The 6,639-nt window shown below is 60.4% G+C and carries 6 protein-coding genes; 3 read left to right on the top strand and 3 right to left on the bottom strand.

What is annotated here, in order from left to right; translation table 11 throughout:
- Window positions 1–63 precede the first annotated feature (63 nt).
- Complete coding sequence (locus WBF74_RS11940) at window positions 64–1,335, bottom strand: cytochrome P450 (protein ID WP_424440070.1); 1,272 nt, start codon at window positions 1,333–1,335, stop codon at window positions 64–66.
- A 297-nt stretch (window positions 1,336–1,632) separates the two neighbouring features.
- Here WBF74_RS11940 and WBF74_RS11935 point away from each other — a divergent pair, with 297 nt between their 5' ends.
- From WBF74_RS11935 to WBF74_RS11925, 3 genes are all read left to right on the top strand, one after another.
- The gene (locus WBF74_RS11935; RefSeq protein ID WP_424440067.1) at window positions 1,633–2,757 is read left to right on the top strand and encodes a ferritin-like domain-containing protein; all 1,125 of its coding nucleotides are present in this window, start codon (window positions 1,633–1,635) and stop codon (window positions 2,755–2,757) included.
- Between the two features lie 121 nt (window positions 2,758–2,878).
- Window positions 2,879–3,781, top strand: coding sequence for a phosphotransferase family protein (locus WBF74_RS11930; protein WP_424440064.1), 903 nt, complete (start codon window positions 2,879–2,881; stop codon window positions 3,779–3,781).
- A gap of 8 nt (window positions 3,782–3,789) precedes the next feature.
- Window positions 3,790–4,278, top strand: coding sequence for an MmcB family DNA repair protein (locus WBF74_RS11925; RefSeq protein ID WP_424440061.1), 489 nt, complete (start codon window positions 3,790–3,792; stop codon window positions 4,276–4,278).
- A gap of 74 nt (window positions 4,279–4,352) precedes the next feature.
- Here the strand turns inward: WBF74_RS11925 and WBF74_RS11920 are convergent, their stop codons facing one another.
- Together WBF74_RS11920 and WBF74_RS11915 are read right to left on the bottom strand one after the other, a co-directional pair.
- Window positions 4,353–4,925 carry an ActR/PrrA/RegA family redox response regulator transcription factor gene (locus tag WBF74_RS11920; RefSeq protein ID WP_424440058.1) on the bottom strand — a complete coding sequence of 191 codons (573 nt, stop codon included), beginning with the start codon at window positions 4,923–4,925 and terminating at the stop codon, window positions 4,353–4,355.
- Window positions 4,926–5,005: 80 nt separating this feature from the next.
- A complete protein-coding gene (locus WBF74_RS11915; protein WP_424440055.1) occupies window positions 5,006–6,397 on the bottom strand; it encodes an ActS/PrrB/RegB family redox-sensitive histidine kinase in 1,392 nt (463 codons plus the stop codon).
- Window positions 6,398–6,639 lie beyond the last annotated feature (242 nt).

Below are 6,639 nucleotides of genomic sequence, written 5' to 3'. Positions count from 1 at the left end.
CGAGAACGCCGGGCGCGGATTTCTCCGGCCCGGCTTCTTATTGTCCGTTTACGGACAGTGAGGTCAGTGTTTGCGCTTCGGAAGTTCGACCATCATCTTTTCATAGCCCTTCACGAAGGGAGAGTGCACGCGGACCGGCTCTTCCAGAACACGGATCTGCTCATTGGGCCAGCGCTTCAGGATTTCCTCCCAGACGATGCGAAGCTGCATCTCGGCAAGACGGTTGCCCACGCAGCGATGGATGCCGAAGCCGAAGGAAAGATGCTGACGCGCCCGCTCGCGATCGATCACAAGCTGGTTCGGATTCGAGATCACTTCCTCGTCGCGATTGCCGGAGACGTACCACATGGCAACCTTGTCGCCCTTGCGGATCGTCTTGCCGCCAATCTCGAAATCCTGCAACGCCGTGCGACGCATATAGGCGAGCGGCGTCTGCCAGCGAATGATCTCGGCCACCATGTTGGGGATGAGCGAGGGGTTCGCTTGCAGCTTGCGATACTGTTCCGGGAACTTGTTGAGGGCGTAGAGGCCACCCGTGATGGAGTTGCGGGTCGTGTCGTTACCGCCAACGATCAGAAGGATCAGGTTTCCGAGATACTCCATCTTGTCCATGTTGCGGGTCGCCTCGCCATGGGCAAGCATGGAGATCAGGTCATTGCCCGGCTCACGCGCATTGACGCGCTCGTTCCACAGGCCGATGAAATAATCCGCACATTCAAGAAGCTCCGCGCGGCGCTGTTCTTCCGATTCGATGATGCCGGAATCTGTCGATGCTGTTGCCACGTCAGACCAGCGCGTCAGCTTGCGGCGATCTTCGAAGGGGAAGTCGAACAGCGTTGCCAGCATCTGCGTCGTAAGTTCGATGGAGATGCGGTCCACCCAGTTGACGGGGCGCTCCGTTTCCATTTCATCAAGCAGGCGTCCGGCGCGCTCGCGGATCGTGCTTTCAAGCTTTGCGAGGTTTGCAGGTGCCACGATGGGGCTTACCACCTTGCGCTGATCGTCATGCTTGGGCGGATCCATCGCGATGAACATGGGCAGCTTGAAGTCTTCATCCTGGTCGCGCAGGGTTATTCCGCCCTCGGACGAAAAGACCTGATGGTTCGTGTCCACCGCCATGATGTCGTGGTAGCGCGTAATCGACCAGTAGCCACCGAAATCCTTGTTCTCAGGCTGGTAGTGAACCGGCGCCTCTTTCCGCAGCCGCTCGAAATAGGGCCACATCGTATCGGTCTTGAAGAGAATCGGATCAGCGACGTCGATTTCCTCGATGGGCATCGAATAGGCCCGCTCGCGGGCTTCATCGATTTCATATTTCACCGCTGCATCGCTCATGGCTTTCCTCCGCTTTGTCGCGCCTTGGGCGCCGGTTTTATTCCCTTGCGTCAATCATAGCGAAAATCGCGGAGTTTTCATACGCAAAATGACGAGCACGTCATTTTTGTGTGACTGGAACTGAACCGGAGGGCGCCCCATGCGCAAAATGACGCAGGCGTCACTTTTGAATTGTTGTGCGGCGCACAAATACCCACAATTCGAATACGGATATTGGCCGGGTGACAGAGCGGCCAGCGAAGCGCCCCAAGGGCAGTACCTGCCGCAGGGGCAACAGGGAAATTGTGGAGAAGACAAATGACCGAACCGCGCCAGATCACAAAGGACAATGCTTATGACGCCGTCTCGCCGGATGATTTTCAGGCGATGATGAATACGGAGCGCTACAATCGCCGCTCCAGCGCCTTCGACAAGATCATCTCGGCAACCCATGACCATTTCTGGGATCCGCTCGACACGAAGTATATCGACTTCACCGAGCCCTTCGATCTCGAGAACGAAATGGCCATCGATCCGCAGCTTGTGCCGGAGCTGAAGCTCCCCTGCTTCGAGGCACTGTCGGAAAAGGAGAAGGTCCGCTTCGTCAATGAGACGGCCCGCTGGATGATGTCGGCGATCCTGCATGGCGAACAGGGCGCGCTGAACCTTTCCGCCTCGCTCTGCCACATCCTGCTTGATCCGGGCGCACAGGAATATGCCGCGAACCAGGCCCGCGAAGAGGCGCGCCACGTGACGGCTTTTGCAAAATATGTCCAGTCGCGCTGGGGCAAGCCGCTTCCCTGCGGCGAGACGCTCGCAAGCCTGCTCTCCGAGATGGTCAATGCCAAGGAGGTCTATAAGAAGATCGTCGGCATGCAGCTTCTCGTCGAAGGTCTTGCGATGGGTACCTTCGCGACCTTCTTCAACACGGCGCGCGATCCGCTGCTGGTGAAGCTCTGCCAGCTCGCCATGACGGACGAAGCCTTCCACCACAAGTTCGGGAAGATCTGGGCCGACCGCACCATTCCGAAGCTGAGCCAGGAAGAGCGTGAGATCATCGAGGACTGGGCAGCCGCCGTCTTCCAGACGCTGCTCTTCAACCTCGTGAACCCCGAGCAGAAGAAGCTCATCTATGCCGATTTCGGTCTCGACTGGCAGCAGGTGCAGGCTGAGATGCTGGAAGCGGTGACGGATGAAGACCGCCGCGAAGGCATGAAGGACGCCGCCAATGTGTTCCGCGTTCTCGTGAAGACGCTTCTCAAAGCCGGCATCATCACGGAGCGGACCCGCGCCTTCTACGCGACCTATGTCGATATGGAAGAGCTGAAGAACGAAGATGACCGCATGGTTGGCGACGACATCGCCGAGCAGGGCATCGAGTTCCTGAAGAGCGTGAACTTCTCCAAGCGCAAGAACCCGATGCAGGTCGCCGCGGCGGAGTGACGTTCAGCAACGCAATTTCCTGAAGGGTCCTCCCCCGAAAGGAAAAACTTGAGGGTGGCTTTCACCGGGGCCACCCTTTTTTTGCGCCCGTCCTCGGGCGCGGCTGCTACAGTGCCGCCCCATGAAAGAAATTCACGCCACACTCTCCGCCGACATTCCCGATCTTCCCGATACAGACTGGACCCTTCTGGGTGAAGGTCTCTGGGGCAGCGTCCATGATCTTGGCGACGGCACGGTGCTGAAACTCGTGCGGCGCAATGGCGGGCTTGGCACGGGCGAGAGCAAGATCTATCGCGAGGCGACGGCGCTGGAACTGCTTGCGCCATTGACCGGCAGCAAGGCTGGCTTTCTTCTTCCGCGCCTTCTCGGCTCCGGTCGCTTTGCCAATCCTTACGGCTTTTCCGGTCCGCCGCTTGCCGGCTGGCTCCGGCTTGAAAAGCTTGAAGGCCGTCCCGTCGATGAGAACGGTCTTTATGTGCTGAAGATGGAGGAGCGCGAAAGGATCGGCGAATATATCGGCGCCGCCCTCGCCCATTTTCACGGCGAGACCGCCCCTCTCGTTGAGGGCGCGGCGAAACTTTCAAGCCCCGCTCTTCGCAGTATTTCCGAGGCGCTGACGCGGATCAATGATCCCTCGCTTCGCGCGCGGCTTGACCGGCTGAAAGAAGCCATTGCGACGGAAGACGCGCCGCGCGTCCTGCTTCATGGTGACCTCAATTTCTCGAATGTGCTGACCGCGCGCGGCAGGCTTCCGGCCTTTGTCGATTTCGCCGAGGCGGGTGTCGGCTTTGCCGAGGAAGATTTCCGGCATTTCGATAATCCGGGACCGCTGCGTGATGCGATCTTCCGCTCCTATGCCGCCGTCTCCGGCCAGCCGATCGACATGACACGCTTTCGCATGGGCGTTGCGGTCAATGCTGCCGTGTCGCTTGCACTCGGCAGCAATGCAGGTCATCCGCGCGAAGGCATGCGCCGCGTGAGTTTTCTCGATGAGGCATTGCGGCAGGCAGGCATCGAGGGCTAGCCTTCGGCATGGCGAAAGACGAGCTTCCCGACCTCTCCGACATGGACGCAGACGAGTTCCGCCTGTTTGACGGGCGGCAATCCGTCATCGCGGCGGGTGTGCAGCGCGGCGTCTGCCGCCTGCTCGCACAGATGGCCTATGCGCCGGTAACGGAACTGACCCTTGCCACGGGGCGGCGCGTTGACATATTGGCGCTCGGCCCGCGGGGCGAGATCATCATTGTCGAAATCAAGTCGAGCCTGATCGACTATCGCACGGATGCGAAGTGGGAAGAGTATCTGCCCTTCTGCGACCGCTTCTATTTCGCCGTACCGCCGGAATTTCCACGCGAGGTCATCCCCGAAGAAGTCGGCCTCATTATCGCCGACCGCTATGGCGCGGAAGTTCTGCGTGAAGGACCGGTGACAGCGCTTCCCGCCGCGCGACGCAAGAAACTCACCCTCCACGCCGCCCGCATTTCCGCGCGGCGCGTGCATCGGTTTCTGGAGCCGGAGTGATGCTCTTGGCACGCGACCAGATCGACAAGAAGGAACTCTCGTCGATCAAGTCCATTCGTGTGGCTTGATCCCGCTTACTTAGGCGCTCGCTTGGCGAGGATGCGCTGAAGGGTGCGGCGGTGCATGTTGAGGCGGCGGGCCGTTTCGGAGACGTTGCGGTCGCAAAGCTCATAGACACGCTGAATGTGTTCCCAGCGCACCCGGTCTGCCGACATCGGGTTTTCGGGCGGATCGGCCTTCTCACCGCCTGTCGCGAGAAGGGCTGCTTCGATCTGGTCGGCATCGGAGGGCTTGGCGAGATAATCGACCGCGCCGAGCTTCACCGCCGTGACCGCCGTTGCGATATTGCCGTAGCCCGTCAGCACGACGATGCGGGCCTCGGGCCGGGCGGCTTCCAGAGCGGCCACGACATCAAGGCCGTTGCCATCCTCAAGCCGCATATCCACTACTGCGAAACCGGGCTTTTTTGTCCGGGCGAGTTCCTTGCCTTCCTTGACGGTATTGGCCGTCATCACCTCGAAGCCGCGGCCCTCCATCGCGCGGGCAAGCCGGGTGAGGAAAGGCACGTCGTCATCGACGAGCAGAAGGGTCCGGTCTTCAGGAAGGACAGGGCCGTTTTCGCCGGAAGTGTTTGCAGGCTGGGTCACGTTCAATCCAATCTTCGTCCGAATTACGCAATTTTATGCCGAAGAGATCGGCAAAGCCAAGCGAGCGCTGATCATCATGTTCATTCACCCAAGGCCGGGTAGGCAGGCTCCGCCTCGACGGCGCTGCGCGGCCAGCGCACGGTGATCATGGCCCCTGCCACCGCATCGTCCCGGTTCGCAATATCGACCGTGGCGCCGGTTCGTTCCAGGAATGTCTTGCCGATGAAGAAACCGAGGCCCATGCCCTCGTGGTTCCCGTCATCCGGGTGCCGCTTGATCTTGTCGCGAGGGCGCGTCGTCACATAAGGCTCGCCGAGCTTTTCGAGCACATCGGGAGAGAAGCCCGGCCCGTCATCGCGGATCGTGACCGTCACATAGGATTTGTTGTGACGCGCTGTCACCGCTACTTCGCTACGGGCAAAGTCGGCAGCATTCTCGATGAAATTGCCAAGGCCATAGAGCATTTCCGGGCGGCGCAGGATTTCAGGCTCTTCCAGGCCCTCATCCTCCGCAATCGTCTCGATACGGAAGGTTACATCTCCGCCGCGATAGGGGGTGACGATCTCGTCCAGCAATCCGTGAAGCGGCAAGCGCAGATAGATCGCATCAGCCTCGTCCGGCTCGCGGGAAAGGCGCGAAAGAATATCTCGGCAGCGTTGTGCCTGACTGTGAATGAGCGCGAGGTCTTCCTTGAGTTCCGCATCATCCGTCTGCCCGCGCAGCAATTCCTTCGACACGAGAGAGATGGTGCCGAGCGGTGTGCCAAGTTCATGTGCCGCCGCTGCCGCAAGCCCGTCAAGCGCGGAAAGGCGCTGCGCGCGGGCGAGCACAAGCTGCGTTGCTGAAAGCGCTGCCGACATGCGCCGCGATTCCTGCGAGACACGCCACGCATAGGCCGCCATGAAAAGAAGGCCGAGCATGAGGGCAATCCAGTGCCCGGTCACATAAAGCGGAGGCAGGTCCGGTGTCTCGCCGGGGCGCCAAGGCAGCGGCATATGAAACCAGGCAAGCACCGTCACATAGCTGAGCGCCTGCAGCAGCAGAAGCCCCGTGCTTAGCAGCGACAGGGTGGATGCCGAAATGGCAACGGGCGCCATGAAGAGAAGCGCGAAGGGGTTTTGCATGCCGCCTGTGAGAAAGATCAGCACGGCAAGCTGTGCAAGGTCGATTGCGAGATAGATGGCGGCTTGCCAGTCAGGCAGGCGTGTCGAGGAGCGGTAGCGCAGCGTGAGAAACACGTTGAGCCATGCAGATGCCGCAATGACGGCAAGGCAAAGGCCAAGCGGCAGCGGAAAGCCGAGGGCGAAATGCACAATCAGCACCGCCGCAAGCTGCCCCGCAATCGCAAGCCAGCGCAGGATGACGAGCGTCTGAAGCCGCACCCGTCCGCTCGGATCGCTCGGCATGATGCGGCCCGCAAGGAAGTTCCGTTTCAGCCAGCGCATGGCGAAGCGGTCGTCAATCGTGTGCATGGATATCTCCGTGCCCATCCCGTTTTCCGGGTGGCAGTCTAGTGCCTTGCAGGCAATGCGTCATGTGAAGCCGCAAGGATCAGGCGTTGGAGGGCCAGCCTGCTGCAAGCGGGCGTGTCTCGCCGATGCGCATGATCCAGCTATCCTCGGGGCGGTAGCCCATTTCATCCGCCGCCTTGAGGAAGCGTTCCGGCGGCTCGAAGGGCGGCTCGATGGTGAGAAGCACTGTCCCCCAATGCATG

Source organism: Parvibaculum sp. (assembly GCF_049672805.1).
Lineage (GTDB): Bacteria > Pseudomonadota > Alphaproteobacteria > Parvibaculales > Parvibaculaceae > Parvibaculum.
Note: the sequence above shows the minus strand (reverse complement) of the source record. Positions and strands in the feature narration are given on the sequence as shown.

Bases quoted from the DNA above. Each gene is read 5' to 3' on its own strand.
- WBF74_RS11915 (WP_424440055.1), bottom strand. From the start codon at position 6,397: ATGCACACGATTGACGACCGCTTCGCCATGCGCTGGCTGAAACGGAAC.
- WBF74_RS11940 (WP_424440070.1), bottom strand. From the start codon at position 1,335: ATGAGCGATGCAGCGGTGAAATATGAAATCGATGAAGCCCGCGAGCGG.
- WBF74_RS11925 (WP_424440061.1), top strand. From the start codon at position 3,790: ATGGCGAAAGACGAGCTTCCCGACCTCTCCGACATGGACGCAGACGAG.
- WBF74_RS11930 (WP_424440064.1), top strand. From the start codon at position 2,879: ATGAAAGAAATTCACGCCACACTCTCCGCCGACATTCCCGATCTTCCC.
- WBF74_RS11935 (WP_424440067.1), top strand. From the start codon at position 1,633: ATGACCGAACCGCGCCAGATCACAAAGGACAATGCTTATGACGCCGTC.